Genomic DNA, 18,336 nt, shown 5'->3' with positions numbered 1-18,336 from the left:
GAAATATATACTCAACCTATAAAATAATTAGGCTTATCCTTAATTTATGATGACAGTTTTAGATAGGGGATTAAAAACAAATAGCCACCCCTCTTTACAGATTATAAATAGATGTTCATTAACCAATTATAATCAAATTATGAAAAAAAAACCAATTTTAGTTGGGAATACAAGTACACTGATACTAGTATTACTGCTTATCAATTTCAATCAGGTAACAGCACAAAAAGAAGTGGAGAAACTACAGGTTTCCCTACAACAAAGAGTCCCTTCACAATTAGATAAGGGGGCCACCATACTCACCAATCGGATCGAGGAATGGGATATGACCGAAACCGCAGTAATAATTTGTGACATGTGGGATAGACATTGGTGTGTGGAAGCAACTGATAGAGTGGCCGAAATGGCTCCCAAACTCAATAGTGTAGTAGAGATAGCTAGGGGAAGGGGAGCAATGATTGTACATGCGCCTAGCGGAACCATGGATTTTTACAAAGACCATCCCGGTAGGAAACTAGCCATGAGGTATACTAATAAAAAAGTAGCTTCTAAAATTGTAGAGGAAGAAAAGCTCGAAAGTGAGCAGGTCGCCTCATGGCCTTTTCAGATTTCCAATGGTGGTTGTATGGCATCCCCTGGAGATGCCCCGGAAAATGAAAGTGTTTGGAAAAGGCAGATCAGTACCATTGATATTCTTGAAGGTGACGCCATTTCAGATTCTGGGGTAGAAATTGGTAGTTTGTTCGCCAAAAAGGGAATAAAAAATGTTATCCTAACTGGAGTACATACTAATATGTGCGTTATTGGTAGGACCTTCGGTTTACGTAACATGAAAAGATTGGGAATGAATGTGGTACTAATGAGGGATTTAACTGACACCATGTATGATAGTACTTCAGAACCTTTTGTATCACACTTTACTGGCAACAGTCTTATGTGCGAATATATTGAAGAATTTGTTTGTCCAACCATGGTTTCCACAGATATTACTGCAGAAAAACAGTTTCGATTTCAAGATGACGACAGGCCTATTATTGCCTTTGTCATAGCAGAGAGTGAATACCGAGCGGACCAAAGGTTGCCCGAATTTGCCCATGAACTCTTACTCCGTAAAAACGTTAATTGTGAATTTGCTCTCGGCAAGCCCATAATGGAAGGGGAGGGGAGACATAACATTGAGAATCTTCAGATTATGGAGGACGCTGATCTAGCCGTTTTATTTATTCGTCGAAGAGCCTTGGAGCCAAATAAAATGAACCTCATCCAAAACTATGTTAAAAGTGGTAAACCCGTACTGGGAATTCGCACAGCTAGTCACGCTTTTGACCCTAAGGGCAATGTTCCAAGAGAAGGCGGTGTTATTGAAAAAGCAAAAGGCACGGTGGATGATTTTCTATCCAATTGGACCGAATTTGATTTGGAAGTTCTCGGAGGGAATTATCAAGGACACCATGGCCATTTAAACGAAGGGACAAAAATAAGTATCATTCCAGGAATGCAAGGAAATTCCATCTTAAAGGGGGTAGAGGTGAATGGTTTTACTAGCGCTAATTGGTTATATATAAACTCCCCCCTAAGGTCCAACACAGTACAAGTATTACTGGAGGGAACTATACCTAATCATCCCTCGGAACCTGTTTTCTGGATCAACACCAACCAATATGGAAAGGCCATTTATACCTCTATGGGGCATTGGGATGACTGGGAAATTCCGAATTTTAAAAATCTTATGTTCAATTCCGTGGATTATTTACTAAACCAGACTAAAAGCAACTAAAATGGAAAGACGAAATTTTATTAGAAAAACATCTCTTGCCGGGGCATCGGTAGCCATGATTACAAGTTCTGGATTATTAAATGCGTCCTGTTTGGGTGCCAATGACAAAATAGTACTTGCAATTATAGGTGCTGGCGGTAGGGGCAGAGGAACCATAATCGATACCTGTAAGGTGAACAAGAATGTCGAAATCAAATCGGTCTGCGATGTAAATCCGGTTAAGGCCAACAAGACCATTTCACAAGTGGAAAAGGAATTGGGATATAGACCAAACTTTGTGAAGGACATGAAGGCCGTCTTCAATGACAAGGATATTGATGCCGTTTGGATTTCAACTCCAGAACATTGGCATGCACTGGCTACGGTATGGGCCTGTCAAGCAGGAAAAGATGTATACGTTGAGAAAAACCCAAGTATCAATATTTGGGAGGGAAGAAAAATGGTTGAAGCAGCCGAGAAATACAATAGAATTGTCCAGGTGGGATTCCAAAACAGAAGTGCGCCTTATGGATTTTCTGCCCGAGATTATATAAAAAGCGGCAAACTTGGTAAAATTGTGCATGTTAAATCCTATAATATGTTGGGCGGAAATAAATGGGAATCAAGGGCCAATACTGAAGTGCCCCAAGGGTTGGACTGGGATGCTTGGCAAGGACCAGCACCCTACCGTGCATATAATCCTGGTATCCATGATATGGAAGAACGAGGGGGATGGGGAAGTTTTTGGGCCTACAGTGGCGGTACTTTAGCGGACGATGCCAGTCATGTTTTAGATTTGGCTAGAATGGTACTAGGGGACCCCGGTCATCCCAAGTCCGTCTACGGATGGGGCGGGAACAATGCTTGGGGCTCGGAACGAGAAACCCCTGAATTCCAATCTATTACTTATGATTTTAAGGATTATGCCATTACTTGTGAGAGTGGCAATGCCACAAATTATATGAAAAAGACTCCTGTGTCAATACGTGAAAGTAATTCGCAATTCCCCGATTGGAGACAGAATGCAACACGCACAGAAATCTATGGAACAAAAGGTTTAATGTACTTGGGCCGTCATGGTGGTGGTTGGCAAGTATTGGGTGAAGATGGGGAAATCCAGGCCCAAGAGTACGGTATAGTTCCGGACATCTATCACCAGCAGGATTTCATTGCTTCCTTAAGGGAAAGAAAGCAACCTAACGGAAGCATGTTGGAAGGGCACAAAAGCGCCACATTGATACATTTAGGAAATATAGCCTATAGGGTTGGCAATAAGCAATTGTTCTTTGATGCGGAAAAAGAAATGTTTATTGGGAGCCAAGAAGCCAATGCATTACTACGAACAGAATACAGGGAAGGCTATAAGATACCTGAGCAAATCTAATGTCTATTACAATAGAAAGTAACATTAATATTATATCGTAAACCAACTCACCAATTATTATGGAAATCCAAAATGAAAATGTTCTTAAAAAAATATGGCATCTCCTTCTTTCAGTGGGCCCAGGGATATTTTGTATAGGCTACACCATAGGCACTGGAAGTGTTACTTCTATGATTAAAGCTGGAAGCATGTATGGAATGGGGCTATTGTGGGTGTTATTCTTGAGTGCTTTTTTTGCTTGGGTACTAATGAATGCTTTTGGACGATTCGCCGTGGTCACTGGAAAGACGGCCATAAATAGTTTTAAGATGGATTTGAAGTGGGGCAAGTTTTTCGCCATTATAACCATTATAGGAATCGTTATGGGGCAATGGAGCGCTTTATCCGGAATACTAGGGCTTACAAGCAATGCCATCTATGAGCTAGTACGCCTCTTTTATCCAGGCTTGGATGAAAGCAACTATTGGGTGGTTTTGGCAATCTCTATTCTTTTAGTACTCCTGATGTATATATTTCTTTTGGTTGGTAAATATTCATTTTTCGAGAAGATATTGGTGGTGTTCGTTACAATAATGGGAATATCGTTTATTCTTTCCATGTTCATGGTCATGCCTCCAGTACAGGATATATTAAAGGGTTTTATACCCAAAATACCACCTGGAGGCAATCTTATGGTCGCTGCTTTCGTGGGCACCACAATGGCGGCCCCAACCTTTGTTGTTAGACCTATTATTTTAAAGGAGAAAGGCTGGGGAAAGCAACATATAAAAGAGCAACGAAAGGATGCCCTAGTTTCGGCTATTTTCCTTTTTGTGATCTCGGCCACCATTATGATTGCAGCTACTGGTGCACTCTTTTATGATGGGTTATTGATCAACAACGTTCTAGATATGGTATATGCGCTAGAACCTATTGCTGGTAAAATGGCAGTGGTGGTATTTATGTTTGGAGCCATGAGTGCAGGTTTATCCTCCATATTTCCAATTTTGATGGTACTTCCCTTACTAATCGGCGACTACAAGAATGGCGAAATGGATATTAAATCGCCCACCTTTAAAATATTGGCTGCTATTGCCTGCCTAATCGGTCTAACAGTGCCAATTTTGGGAGCAAATCCCATAATAGCTCAAATAGCTACGCAGGTGGCCAATGTTTTTATCCTGCCCGTGGTAATATTTGGCATTTTTATCTTAATAAATAGAAAGTCATTAATGGGTGATCAAAAAGCGGGATATTTAATGAATACTGCCCTTATAGCGGCTTTTTGCTTTGCCTTAATTATTTCCTATAAGGGAATTTTGGCATTAAGTACTTTCATAGGGTAATTTAAGCTGAGGATGTACCTAAAACTAATTTAGCTTTTAAAGTGATGCCCTATGTTATTAACCATACATTTTTATATAGTTATATCGCCAAGTATATGATGACATAATAGTTATTAAAGTTAAATATTAAAAAAGAACAGGACTTCCATCTAAATAGAAATTGTTTATGGAGAAACGTAAATGTAAAAACACAGACTTGGAACTGTCCATTTTGGGAACAGGTTGTTGGTCTTTTGGTGGCGGGGATTACTGGGGAAGCCAAGACCAAAAAGACGTAACCAATGTTGTTCATGAGTCCGTAAACCTAGGTATTAATTATTTTGACACTGCCGAGGCCTATAATGAAGGTAGGAGTGAATTGGCCTTAGGAGATGCCATTAAGGGAATTCCAAGGGACAAACTAATCCTTGGAACAAAAATTAGCCCATCTAATTGTTATAATAAGACCATAATAGCACATTGTGAACAATCCTTAAAAAGACTGGGGACCGATTATGTCGATATATATATGGTGCATTGGCCCATACATCCCCATTCTATAAAACATTTTACCGATAATCCGTCTATATTAAAAAATCCACCTAATATAAATGATACCATTGAAAGCCTTCGTCAGTTAAAAAAATCTGGAAAAATAAGGGAGTTTGGAATCAGTAATTTTGCAAAGAGCCGCATGGAGGACCTTCCATTGGAAGAAATTGCCGTAAACCAATTGCCGTACAATCTGTTATGCAGGGCCATTGAATTTGATACCTTGCCCTATTGTGAAATGAAAGGTGTAGGCATAATTGGATATATGGCCCTATTACAAGGAATATTGGCAGATAAATACGCTACTCTTAATGAAGTGAAACCCTGGCAGCGTAGAACTCGCCATTTTAATGCCTTAGGTTCCGAGCATTGTCGGCATGGGGAGACTGGAGCGGAGGAAGAAACTAATTCAGCCTTGAATGCCATTCGATATTTATGTAAGGAAACAGAGCTTACCATGACCGATATTGCTATTAATTGGATTATTCAAAATCCTGGGATTACTTGTACTTTGGTAGGTTCTAGAAATATTCAGCAATTAAATTCCAATGTGCAATCCTTAAATAAAAAATTGCCCTTGGATGTGAAAGAAGAATTAGATCGCATTACCGCTCCACTTATGAACAAATTGGGCAATCACTTCGACTATTACGAAAGTGCTTCCAATGACCGCACAATTTAGATTGGAATAAAGCTATTATATCGTTTTGTAATTCCTGGAAAAAGTGGGATAGTGATTTTTAAAATTTATATATATGAAAGTCTCTTATTTTCTATTCATACTATTATTATCTGTCGTTTTTAGCTCATGTAATCATAATAATGAAGAAAATGATTTTGCGCTTCTTACCCAAAGGGACCAATGGTCACATGAATATGCTCTAGGGAGTCCTACTTGGGATACTTTCGAACGCTTCTCGAATAATCCGGTTTATAGGGGCAGTAAAGGTCTTGAATGGCCCGTTAATGGCTTCTTGTTTTCCGATCCCATGAGTCATAAATGGTATTTATATATTGGTGAGTATAAAGAAAACTATCGTTCCGATCAAGATATTGATACTGCAGACTTCAACTGTGTAATATATGAGTCCGAGAACAGAGGAAAAACATGGAGTAGTAAAGGGAATTTGTTTCCCGCTAACATGGTTTCATATGATTCAATTAAAATACAGGCCCCTGATGTTATGGTTACCTATGCTGATGGAAAATATCACATGGTATTTGACTGGGTTCCAGCAGATTTCAATTGGCAGAGCTCTGAGAAATCGGGAATCGGTTATGCCGTGGCCGACAGCCCAGAAGGACCTTTTGTGGTTTCAAATAAGCCCATTAAACTGAATACCCAGTATAAACAAAACCAATTACTGGATAGATATTCAAGGATGTACGCCCCTATGATTGTTAAAAGGGAAAAAGACTGGGCATTACTCTATATGATGGATACCTCGCCTGCTCGCAGCTGGGTGCTTGCGGTTTCAACCTCCCCAAAACCGGAAGGTCCATACGGTGAAACCAATATTATGTTGAATGTAGAAAGTAAATCCAATTATCAGCCACTGCAGGAATTTTATCCAGCATTCACTCACGACGGATATGTCTATTTTCCATCAACATCTGTTGCAATTAACAGAAACTATCAAGCGGTACATCGTGTAAAGGTAGAAGATTTGACCAAAGCAAATAGTTATGAATTGTTCAGTGACGGGGGTTTCTGGCATTCAGAAAATGTCGAGAATGAAGATGCCGGAATATGGGGACAAACTATTACCGGGTTTATTGATAAAGATTCAATATATGTCATGTTTCCGTCTAAGGATCCAAAGAATTATGGCACCATCAACCTTGCAAAGGCTTCCTGGAATAAATTGTTTAGGGAAAGAGGATTCAGTCTAACAGCGAATAAAGGAAATACATTCTCTTATATAAAGAAAGCTATTGATGTTGAAGAAATTAATATGGAATTTAGGCTGGATGGCAAAATGCATGTCATTTGGGATTTTAATTCTCCATTAGACAAATTGGATGGTTGGGGAAAATTTAGCCTTAATCATACTTACGCGGATTATAAAGAGGTTGTTATTGATAAGAGTGGTTGGCAGATAAATGTGTATGAAAGTGGCAAAAATATGAATCAGTTGGATTCTGGGGTCATAAAGGATTGGAAAAAGGATGGAAATCAACTTCTATTGCAAAAATTGAATGGAGAATTCCAGCTAAGCATTAATGGGCTAGAGTGTTGGCGAGGGGAATTAACAAACCGCCCAGGAATTATAGGATTGGCCTTGGATCTCAACAGCTTTTTATTTGCCAATCGGCTTATTGTAGAAGGTCCCCAGGTAGAAGGCTTTGTTACCTATGGTTTTTATGAAGCCTTGGTAAACTCGGGGAACCAGGATAGTGATTGGGACTTCAAAACGGATTCTTTATTTCTATACGGGAAGGGAGCGGTGTCCAAAAAGGATTCAAGTTTTGCCAAATGGAACTTTGAAGGTAATGGGTTTGAAATTTATGCCCCACGTGGTCCTTTGTATGGAACAGTTCATATTTATCTCGATGGTAAATTGGTAAAAGTTATCTCCTTAAAAAATGAAAAGGATTTAAAATCAAAGTCCATATATAAGTCTTTGGATATCAGTACAGGCAAACATGCAGTTTACTTGGAAACCTTGGATGGACTACTCCCTTTGGATTGTATTAAGGTAGAGTTGTAATCCATTAACATCAAAAATTAAATTTCACTTTTGTTCAACATGCAGGTCCGTACTACTTCTTGTCAATAGCGATTTCGGGTTGTTTACCTTTTATTGTTTTGAATAATAGAAATAAGACTTGATGCATCTCTTGCCCAATTGACTGCCTAAGTATAGCAAAGGCTTTAGTGATATGGGCTTCAACGGATTTAACCGAAACCTGTTTATACTCCGCAATCTCTAAATTTGTCAGTCCATCATGTTTGCTTAACATAAATATTTCCTTGCATTTGGGAGGCAGGTTGTTAATTTCTTTTTTTACTAGATTTATTTTTCGATCTAAGGCATATTGATCTTCATTTTCGACAATAATGGTAAGTGCTTCAATATATTTTTTCTCCAAGGGAACAACTAACTTCTGTTTCCGATATTCATCTATAAATTCGTTATAAACGGATTTATAAAGAAAACTTCTAATTTCAAAATCACACTTTAATTGATCTCGTTTCTTCCAAGTACGAATAAAAACGTTCTGTACAATATCTTCAGCAGCATTCTGATCATTGACTAGACTATACGCATAAATACAGAGCTTATGATGAAAGTAATCGACTAGGACGGTGTACGCTTTTGAATCCCCCGACTTTAAGGCCTCAATAAATTGTGTGTTATCTAAATAATTGTTAAGCATATTGCAATATGATAATAATTAGCTACTTATTTGGATAATTTAAAAAAAAATGTACTAAAAAAGTTAGGGTTGTGTAAAATTCATACGTATTAATTATAAATAGCAGAATGAACGATCAAAAAGTGAAAGCTCTAATAGCCAAATTCTTGACCCATCAGGCTTCTCTAGCCGATTTGGATGAACTAGAGTTTTGGTTGAAAGATGCTAGAAACGAACAATTGTTCAACTCCTATGTCCAAACCAATTTTGCAATTGAACACGAAATGAAACAATTCGACGCCAATAAATTAAAAAGCAAGTTGCAGAAATTAATGGTCGAGGAGAAAAAGACTTATAGACTCCAAAGAATGCGTCGGGTTATAAGTTATGCCGCTGCCGCAGTTGTTACAGGTTTATTGGTCACAGGTTATTTCCTTAAGGACAATATCTTTACTGAACCCATTGAAACGCAACCTAGAATAATTAGCAATAATATAGAGAATGGTTCCAATAAAGCAACCTTGACCTTGGAGGACGGCTCTCAAGTTGCTTTAGGGAAGGGTAGTGCTTATCAAACACAAAATGTCCATAGTGATGGTGAAGAAATCATGTACGGAGCAGGGGAAAGCAATATTTCAGAAGTGGTCTTCAATTTATTAACTGTTCCAAGAGGAGGACAGTTTCACCTGGTTTTGTCTGATGGAACAGAAGTGTGGTTGAATTCCGAGTCGCGGCTTAAGTATCCGGTAAACTTCATAAAAGGACAACCCCGTCAAATTGAACTCGTATACGGTGAAGGGTACTTCGATGTTTCTCCGAGCACTGAACATGACGGCTCAAAATTTATAGTTTTCAATCAATTTCAAGAAATAGAGGTCTTGGGCACAGAATTCAATATTAAAGCCTACAAGGAAGAAACTACAATATATACAACTTTAGTGGAAGGCAAAGTGGCAATTAGTACGGCATCTACAAAAAATGTACTGGAGCCTTCACAACAAGCAAGCCTGAACCTTAATGATGACAGCATAGATATAGCTACCGTCAATGTTTATAACGAGATTTCCTGGAAAGAAGGTGTTTTTAGTTTTCGTAGAAAACCGTTAGTAGAGATTATGAAGGTGTTATCACGCTGGTATGATATCGATGTTAATTTTGAGAGTCCTAAACTTGAAAAAGCACTATTTAATGGAGCGTTGGGTAAAGATCAAAATATTGAAGATATATTGAATACAATTAAAAATTTCGGAGTCATAAGGGATTATGAAATAATTAATAAAACAATCCTTTTAAAATAATATTTTTTATAAAAGGGAGCGAAGAAGAACATTTAGCGGTGCATCAACTTCGTCCCTTTAGAGCGTATTACTTAAACTAATGTCTAACCAATACCATGTAAATTTATGAAAATTAAATTAATTAAGTCGCAGTCATTCGTCCGAATGCGGGTGCTAATTTTGATTATGAAAGCCTTTATCTTCTTATTGTGCACAACCGTTTTTGGAATTACTACAGAAAAATCTTTTTCTCAAGAAAAAATATCTATTGAAGTAGATAAGGTAGTTTCTGTAGATGAGGTCTTTGATATTATTCAGGACCAAACAAAGTATCGTTTTTTATATCCTGCCGATTTGTTTACAAACGCGCCTAAGGTACAATTAAAGAAAGGAGAGATCGGAGTAGATGAGCTCCTAAAACAAAGTTTATCCAACAGTGCTGTTGAATTTGAACTGTCACAAAAAAATCGTATCGTTATCCGGGAACGTATCTCAAATGATAAGCCTACCGAAGTGATTTCGCAGCAGCAGAAGCAGCAGCAATTCGAAGTCTCGGGTATGGTATACGACGAAGATGGTGGGCCTTTACCAGGAGCGAGCATTGTTGAAATGGGAACCTTAAATGGAACCCAAACCGATTTTGATGGTAATTTTTCACTAGCCGTCACCAATGAAAAGGCTGTTTTAAAGATATCCTACATTGGTTTTGCTTCTAAAGAAATTTCTATCAATGGGCAAGAGAATATAACTGTGACCCTAGAGGTAGATGCCTCTGGACTAGAAGAGGTTGTAGTTGTTGGTTATGGAACCCAGAAAAGACGGGATTTAACCGGGGCGGTATCCTCTATCAGTACTCAGGCAATCGTTAGGGCAAATCCTGTACAAGCTGCCGCCGCTCTGCAAGGGCAGGTAACTGGTGTTAATATCAATAAAGTAAAAGGTAGACCGGGAGATGGTTTCACTATTGATATCCGGGGCCTAAGTAGTTTTGGCGATAGTGAGTCAAGTGCTCCCCTTGTTGTAATTGATGGGGTTGTCGGGGGTGATATAAATGCAATGAACCCTAATGATATTGCGGCCATGGATGTATTGAAAGACGCATCATCTACGGCTATTTATGGTTCACGTGGCGCCAATGGGGTAATTATTATCACAACCAAGAAAGGGGTGTCGGGTAAGCCGAAAGTGACCTATAAAAACTATACAGGAATAAAAGTACCTACGAACCTCCCCGATATGATGAACGCGCAACAGTTCTATAACAAGAACTATGTATTGCGTCCTCAGGAAACAGGAAGGAATCCTCGTAATATAACCGACAGTGAATTGGCCAATGTCCAAAATGGAACAACAGTCGATTGGCTCGATTTGATAACGGGTGCCGCATTGCAAAGTACCCATGATCTTGCGCTATCCGGTGGATCTGATAAAACCACCTACGACTTTTCAGCAGGTTATTTGAACGAAGAGGGAAATACTTTGGAAACTGGTTTTAAAAGATATACTATAAAAGGAGGAATCCAAAGTATTTTAAACGATAAGTTAAAAGTAGGTATGTCAACTTACTATACCTATAGTAAGCAAAATTTGGCAGGGACCGAGGCGCTGCGATCGGCTTACAGAGCAAGACCTACAGGAACTGTTTATTATGACGATTTATTGCCACAAGATCAGGCTCAGGACAAAGATTGGAATGGGTATGCGGTTTTTATGGGAATTAATGACAATCAGGTTATTAACCCTTTTGTCGAAATAAATCCTGAAAATTTTGTTCTTGAAACCCGTCGTTCATCCCTATTGGCGAATGCCTATGTCGATTTTACTCCCGTTAGGGGATTGTCGTTCAGATCCTCGCTTTCTGCAGCAGTATCTAACCAAAGGGCCGGTGATTATAGGGGCACCTACACCAAGTCCCAAAAAACCACTCGCTTGCCTAAAGCCAATCAGCAAACCACCGATGTGTCTTCCTATACCTTGGACAATACAATAACCTATAAGCTAAATTCGGACTCTCACAATTTGACCGTAACGGGCTTATACAGTATTTTTCATGAAAGAGAACAATATTCTCGGATAGATGTAAAGGATCTACCATTTAGGTCCTTATGGTTTTCCCTGGGAGATGGTGAGGTTACCAATAACGAGTCCTTTTTGTCCGAGCAAGCCTTAATTTCTTACATGGGGCGGGTCAATTATAGTTTTAAGAATAAATATTTGTTGACTGTAACTGGCAGAACTGACGGCGCATCTGTATTGTCTGAAGGCAACAAATGGCAATTTTTTCCTTCAGTAGCCATAGCATGGCAAGTGGGTGAAGAGGATTTTATCAAAAATTCAAACTTGGTCTCAAATTTGAAATTAAGGGCAAGTTATGGCGAAGTGGGTAACGCTACTTCTATTAGTCCATACGACACCCAATCTACAGTGACCCAAACCCAGTACGATTTTGACGGTTCTCCGGCCTATGGGTTTGCAATCAACAACCTGGCCAATAAAAATTTGGTATGGGAGCGAAGCAAGGAACTCAATTTCGGACTTAATATGGGGCTCTTTAATAATAGGATCTCCACTTCGATCGAAGTTTACGATAGAAAAACCGTTGATTTGATCTTGGGTGATAAACTACCCAATTCAACTGGATTTACCGATGTCGTAGCCAATGTGGGTGAGATTCGCAATTCGGGCGTAGAAGTTCTTTTGAACACTGTCAATATTGATAAAGAAGATTTTAGATGGTCTACCTCCGTAAATTTTAGCAAAAATAAAAATGAGGTAACTAAATTGGCCGGGGGCCTTACTCAGGACATTGGAAACAATAGATTTGTTGGCGAGTCGGTTAATGCACTTTATTACTATGAAGTGGCCGGGATATGGCAAACAGACGAAGCAGCAGAGGCAGAAGGATTTGGTTACGAACCTGGTAATGTAAAGTTTGTTGATCAAAATGGAGATGGCAAAATAACAGAAGATGACGACCGGGTAATCGTTGGGTCTGAAGTTCCTGATTTTATTATGGGTATTCAAAACCAAATTAAGTACAAAAACATCGATTTTTCCTTCTTTATCTATACCAGACAAGGTTTACAATGGAAAAGTAATTACCTGACTGGGACTTTTGGTCAAATAAACGAGGATCGATATAATGCAGATGCCAGTCTCAACTATTGGACAAGTACAAATCCTACCAATGACTATTATGGTTTAGATGGCGCTGGGGGGTCAGGTAAAACACCAACGAATTCCTTTGCCGTAGTGGATACGGACTTTATTAGGGTCTCGGATATAACTTTGGGTTACACCTTACCCAATGAGTTAATAAGTCACTTAGGGCTAGGTCATTTAAGAATCTATGTACAAGCAACCAATCCATTTATGTTTACAAATACCAAAGGGTTCAGTCCGGAATACAATTCGGGTGTAAATAGTGATGATGTGCCCTTCGCAATGTTTGCAATTGGGTTGAATGTAACTTTTTAGGTTATATAATTTGGTAAAAATTGTTTCACAAAAAAATAGAATAAAATGAAAATATATAAAAAATGGCAATTACTGACCACATGTATTTTGGTCTTTTCGGCAGTTGCATGTAGTGATTTTTTGGATGAGGATCCACTATCACTTCAGACCGCTAATAATTATTATGTAAATGAAGATGGGTTTGAAGATCTGGTAAGGGCCGTTTATCCCTTATGGCGCGATATTATTAGGGAACGTACCTTAGTGTTGAGAGGCACGGATATATTCAGCGCGGGTGTCTGGGATGACGCTACTACCAACCTGGGCCAGGCACCGCCAGAGGATGCTTATGACACAGGTTTTGGAACTGGCCTTGAACCGTTGGAAACCTTATGGAACTTGTTGTACAGGGAAATCAACAGGGCCAATACCGTAATTGACCGTTCGGAAGCGGTCGAAGGTATGGACGCTGGACTGAAGGCTATAAGGGTTGCCGAAGCCAAGGTTTTGCGTTCAATGGCACTCTTCTATGCAGTACAGCAATGGGGAGATATTCCAATGCCATTGACAGAAACCTCTTCTGCGGACAAGGAAGTGACCAAGATAGCTGCAGCTGATGTGTATGCCCAACTCATCACGGATTTAACGGCCGCTGAATCTATTTTACCTAAAGAAGCTTCCGATTATGGACGTGTAACGAAGGGAACCGCTCAATTTGTGTTGTCCCGGGTATATCTGACCCGTGGATGGAATTTTAACAATTCTTTAGGGGGTAGTACTACTGATTTTGATATGGCGCTGAATTTTGCAGACAAAGTAATTGCAGAATATCCGTTGTCTGCAGACTATGCTGATCTTTTTCCACAACGCAATGATAATCCGTTGCTTGAAACCAATAATCCAGGTAGTCAGAATGCTAAAAATGGGGAAATTGTATTTGCCATTCAATTTAATACAAATGATATTACCAATGCCGGTGATGACACCAATGACAATTCGATAGTAGGTAACGATTACCACTCTATCTTCGGTGGAGGAGCGGACGATGTGCCAGGTGCAGTAGCCCGTTCCGGATCCTATAACCGACACTTGAATAAATTCAATACAACCCCGGCAATATACCGTTTGTTTGACCCGGAAATGGATATGCGTTACAACCATAACTTCCTCGGAAAATTATATGCCCTAAAGGATGCCTCTGGGTTTAGTCCTGTAGAGGGTGGTGCCCCAATAGATATAGCAAAGGGAGATGTTGTACTTGAGTTTAGACCTTGGAACAGTCCGGCGTTGACGCCAGCAGAAAGAGGATTGGACGTTGGGGGTACGTTGCCTTATTCCGTCATCAATACCGACGAATATGGTAGAATAGACGCTTCTAAATACCATGACCCTTATAAGTCCCCTATGATGTGGAAATTCTGGGAACCGGGTATTCCTTATGGCGATGGAGGGGGAACGTTCGATTTTGCCTTATTCCGTTCAGCGGAAGCCTATTTGATCGCTGCTGAGGCAATAGTGAAAGGTGCGACTGGTGGCAGTCTTGGAACGGCAGATGTATATTACAATACAATCCTTGATCGAGCCTTAGGTGGCAACGCTGGAGCCGATCCATTACAGGCATCTGCTCCAGAGGATATTACCTCTTTAGCTTCAAAGTCATATAGGGCCACTGGAGCCACTATTGATATCGATATGATTTTGGACGAACGTGCAAGGGAATTGATGGGAGAGTATATGAGATGGTACGATTTGAAGCGTACCGGAAAGCTAATTGAAAGAGCTACAGAATATAACCCTTGGACCGCAGCTAGTGGTAGTTTGGATGCACACCATCTATTGCGTCCAATTCCTCAGCAGGAGATAGATTTGTCCTCAAATAATTTGGGACAGAACCCAGGTTATTAAAACAAAATGTTAGTTTAGTTAGTTTTCAAGTATAGACATGCCCAATATGGGCTTGTCTATACTTATTATGATGGGTTCACTCAAATAAATGACCTTATATTTTATTGTTTAGCTACATTTTTCTCTATAATTATAGCTATACCTATTTAGAAAGCAATAATAGAATAGGTCACTATTTGAACATCAGAAATAAGGAAGCGGTAAGTTTCTATATGTCTTTGCCAAAATTGACATATGTTTAATTCCATCCTTTAACCGATCAACTTTTGATAATTAGTTTTAATAAATTAAACCTATGGAAAGAAGAAATTTTGTAAAATCCAGTGCCTCTGCTTTAGTAGGTATTGCAGGCTTATCTATAATACCCTCAACTGTTCTGGGAAAAACCTTTGGGAATATTGCCCCTAGTGATAAAGTAAATTTGGCCTGTTGCGGAATTGGCAATAGAGGAGGGAGTATTACCAAATCTTTGCACGCAACAGGTTTGGCCAATATTGTTGCATTATGTGATGTAGATATGGGTGCTCCCCATACCTTAGAGGTAATGGAAATGTTTCCCGACGTTCCACGTTTTAAGGACTTTAGGGAAATGTTCGATAAAATGGGCGATAAAATTGAAGCGGTGAATGTGGGAACACCAGATTTTTCACATTTTCCGATTACCATGATGGCTATGTCTTTGGGCATTCATGTATATGTAGAAAAACCAATGGCAAGGACTTTCAATGAAGTAGAATTGATGATGGATTGTGCCGAGAGGCATAATGTAGTTACCCAAATGGGGAATCAAGGACATTCTGGGGAGAATTATTTTCAATTCAAAGCATGGAAGGACGCCGGAATCATCAAGGACGTAACGGCTATTACCGCACACATGAACGGTCGTAGACGTTGGCATGGTTTTGATACAAAAATGACGAAATATCCAGCAAAGGAGATCTTACCTAAAACACTAGATTGGGATACTTGGTTGGGTACGGCCTCGGAGCACGATTACAACAAAGATTTTATAAACGGACAATGGCGCTGTTGGTACGATTTTGGTATGGGCGCCCTTGGCGATTGGGGAGCACATATTATGGATACGGCACATCAGTTTCTTGAGCTTGGCCTGCCGTATGAAGTAGATCCGGTTATGCTTGAAGGACATAATCCTTTTTTCTTCCCTATGTCATCTACCCTTGTATTTAAATTTCCGGAAAGGGGCAACATGCCAGCACTGGACATCACTTGGTATGATGGGATGAATAATCAACCACCAATACCAAAAGGGTATGGTGTTTCTACAACAGATTCTAATATTCCACCACCGAGTAACGGAAAATTGGAGCCTACCAAACTAAAGCCCGGAAAAATAATCTACGGAAAGGATTTGACTTTTAAGGGAGGTTCCCACAGTAGTCCATTATCAATTATCCCAGAGAAAAAGGCGAAGGAAATGCAGGGGAGTTTACCTATTGTTCCCGAAAGCCCTTCAAACCACTTTGAAAACTTTTTGCTTTCATGTAAGGGCGAAGAAAAATGCCGGTCATCATTTGATATTGCGGGGCCATTGAGCCAAGTTTTTACCTTAGGTGTTTTGGCGCAAAGATTAAATTCAAAATTGATTTTTGACCGCGAAACAAAACAGATTACCAATAATCCACTTGCCAACATGATGCTAAGAGGAGGACAACCACGCAGGGGTTGGGAGGAATATTATAAACTCTAAAATTATTATATCAAGTTTCATGTACAACACTCTATTAACGAAATTAATAACTAGTTTTCTTATTCTGGTCGTCTCTACCAGCATCTATGCCCAAGAGTATACGATAACGGACTTCGGGGCCAGGAATGATGGAAAAACATTGGCATCATCCGCAATTCAATCTGCCATTGATGCTGCCCATAAAAAAGGCGGCGGAAAGGTAGTTGTCCCCAAAGGGGTTTTCCTTACGGGCAGTATCATCCTTAAAACAGGAGTTGAACTACACCTGAAAAAGGAAGCCATACTTCTGGGAAGTACGAATCCATATGATTATAAGGGAATAAACCGATGGAAATCACTGGTTTTGGCAGATGGCCAGAATCATATTGCAATTACCGGGGAAGGCACTATTGATGGTCAGGGCCAAGAGCTGGCGTTAAAAGTAGATAGTCTTTTTCATGTCGGGAAACTCGATAGTACCCATTATAACATCCGTAGGAAAAGGCCAAGTGAGGTTATGCGCCCGCAGCTTATTGAAGTAGTGAACAGCGAGCATATAACTATATCTGGGATAACATTGAAGAATGCAGCTTGTTGGGTACAGACGTATGATAAGTGTACGGACCTGATTATCGATAAGATTCGGGTGGATAGCGATGCCTATTGGAACAATGATGGCATGGATATAAGTGACTGTAAAAATGTTCGCATAACTAACTGTTATGTAAACGCGGCCGATGACGGAATTTGTCTTAAATCGCATTCGAAAGGTTTCCAGAATGACAATATCTATATCGCTAATTGTACCATTCGATCCAGTGCCAGTGCTATAAAGTTTGGTACTGCATCTGTTGGTGGATTCAGGAATATTAAAATAGAGAACATAACGATTTTTGATACCTTTCGATCCGCTCTAGCCTTTGAGGCCGTTGATGGGGGTACCATAGAAAATGTAACTGTTACCAATGTATCTGCAACCACTACAGGGAATGCACTCTTTATTAAGTTAGGACATAGAAATGTAGACGGTAAAGTAGGTGCCATCAAAAATATAAAGATTAAAAATCTAAACGTTCATATCCCATTTTCCAAACCAGATCTTAATTATAATATTAGAGGTCCGGAACCCCCGTTTTTTCACAACGTTTTTCCTGCATCTATTTCCGGATTGCCTGGACATGATGTGGAAAATATTACATTGGAAAACATCTCCATCTCCTATCCTGGACGTGGAAATAAAGGTTATGCCCACTTACCGGTTTGGCGTCTTAACACAATACCCGAAAAAGCTTCTTCGTATCCGGAATTCTCTATGTTCGGAGAACTTCCCTCCTGGGGACTCTTTGTGAGACACGTAACAGGTTTGGAAATGAAGAATGTGAGGTTAAGTGTTCGAGAACTAGATTTTAGGCCGGCTTATGTCTTTGATGATGTAAAAGGTCTAAATATAGAAGGTGGGAGCATCACCTCGCTATCAGATAATGAGCAATTTATTATTAAGGACGTTAAGGGTTTAAAGGTGAGCGATCTTTCTGTAGATGGTTTTGAATTAGAAAAAGTGATATCCTATGGTACAAATTCTGATGTACTAGGGGTTCAATTTCAAAAGTAACAAGGCCTAATGTTATTGAAAATAAACAGGAGGGTATTCA

At 39.6% G+C, this 18,336-nt stretch carries 11 protein-coding genes; 10 read left to right on the top strand and 1 reads right to left on the bottom strand.

The annotated features are described in order from the left end of the window. Positions 1-139: 139 nt before the first annotated feature. The 5 genes from CWD90_RS05250 to CWD90_RS05230 all read left to right on the top strand — a co-directional run bounded on the left by CWD90_RS05250 (position 140) and on the right by CWD90_RS05230 (position 7,707). The gene (locus tag CWD90_RS05250) at positions 140-1,777 is read left to right on the top strand and encodes an isochorismatase family protein (RefSeq protein ID WP_192877989.1); all 1,638 of its coding nucleotides are present in this window, start codon (positions 140-142) and stop codon (positions 1,775-1,777) included. A gap of 1 nt (position 1,778) precedes the next feature. Next, complete coding sequence (locus CWD90_RS05245) at positions 1,779-3,140, top strand: Gfo/Idh/MocA family protein (protein WP_103474882.1); 1,362 nt, start codon at positions 1,779-1,781, stop codon at positions 3,138-3,140. 59 nt (positions 3,141-3,199) lie between these two features. After that, positions 3,200-4,465 carry an Nramp family divalent metal transporter gene (locus tag CWD90_RS05240; RefSeq protein WP_103474881.1) on the top strand — a complete coding sequence of 422 codons (1,266 nt, stop codon included), beginning with the start codon at positions 3,200-3,202 and terminating at the stop codon, positions 4,463-4,465. A gap of 166 nt (positions 4,466-4,631) precedes the next feature. After that, a complete protein-coding gene (locus tag CWD90_RS05235; RefSeq protein WP_103474880.1) occupies positions 4,632-5,678 on the top strand; it encodes an aldo/keto reductase in 1,047 nt (348 codons plus the stop codon). A gap of 73 nt (positions 5,679-5,751) precedes the next feature. Beyond that, positions 5,752-7,707, top strand: a complete 1,956-nt coding sequence (locus CWD90_RS05230; RefSeq protein ID WP_103474879.1) for a glycoside hydrolase family protein — start codon at positions 5,752-5,754, stop codon at positions 7,705-7,707. Between the two features lie 52 nt (positions 7,708-7,759). Here the strand turns inward: CWD90_RS05230 and CWD90_RS05225 are convergent, their stop codons facing one another. Further along, positions 7,760-8,377, bottom strand: a complete 618-nt coding sequence (locus CWD90_RS05225) for an RNA polymerase sigma factor (protein ID WP_103474878.1) — start codon at positions 8,375-8,377, stop codon at positions 7,760-7,762. A gap of 107 nt (positions 8,378-8,484) precedes the next feature. Here CWD90_RS05225 and CWD90_RS05220 point away from each other — a divergent pair, with 107 nt between their 5' ends. The 5 genes from CWD90_RS05220 (at position 8,485) to CWD90_RS05200 (ending at position 18,296) form a co-directional block, all read left to right on the top strand. Then, positions 8,485-9,654 (top strand): FecR family protein, encoded by a 1,170-nt coding sequence (locus CWD90_RS05220; protein ID WP_103474877.1) that lies wholly within the window; start codon positions 8,485-8,487, stop codon positions 9,652-9,654. A 105-nt stretch (positions 9,655-9,759) separates the two neighbouring features. Further along, positions 9,760-13,110 (top strand): SusC/RagA family TonB-linked outer membrane protein, encoded by a 3,351-nt coding sequence (locus CWD90_RS05215; protein ID WP_103474876.1) that lies wholly within the window; start codon positions 9,760-9,762, stop codon positions 13,108-13,110. A gap of 45 nt (positions 13,111-13,155) precedes the next feature. Further along, the gene (locus tag CWD90_RS05210) at positions 13,156-14,994 is read left to right on the top strand and encodes a RagB/SusD family nutrient uptake outer membrane protein (protein WP_103474875.1); all 1,839 of its coding nucleotides are present in this window, start codon (positions 13,156-13,158) and stop codon (positions 14,992-14,994) included. A gap of 295 nt (positions 14,995-15,289) precedes the next feature. Continuing rightward, positions 15,290-16,705, top strand: coding sequence for a Gfo/Idh/MocA family oxidoreductase (locus CWD90_RS05205; RefSeq protein WP_103474874.1), 1,416 nt, complete (start codon positions 15,290-15,292; stop codon positions 16,703-16,705). A 19-nt stretch (positions 16,706-16,724) separates the two neighbouring features. Beyond that, the gene (locus CWD90_RS05200) at positions 16,725-18,296 is read left to right on the top strand and encodes a glycoside hydrolase family 28 protein (protein WP_103474873.1); all 1,572 of its coding nucleotides are present in this window, start codon (positions 16,725-16,727) and stop codon (positions 18,294-18,296) included. The last annotated feature ends 40 nt before the right edge of the window (positions 18,297-18,336 follow it).

The organism is Arenibacter catalasegens (assembly GCF_002909235.1).
Classification (GTDB): domain Bacteria; phylum Bacteroidota; class Bacteroidia; order Flavobacteriales; family Flavobacteriaceae; genus Arenibacter; species Arenibacter catalasegens.
This window is presented reverse-complemented; position numbering and strand designations above follow the sequence as displayed.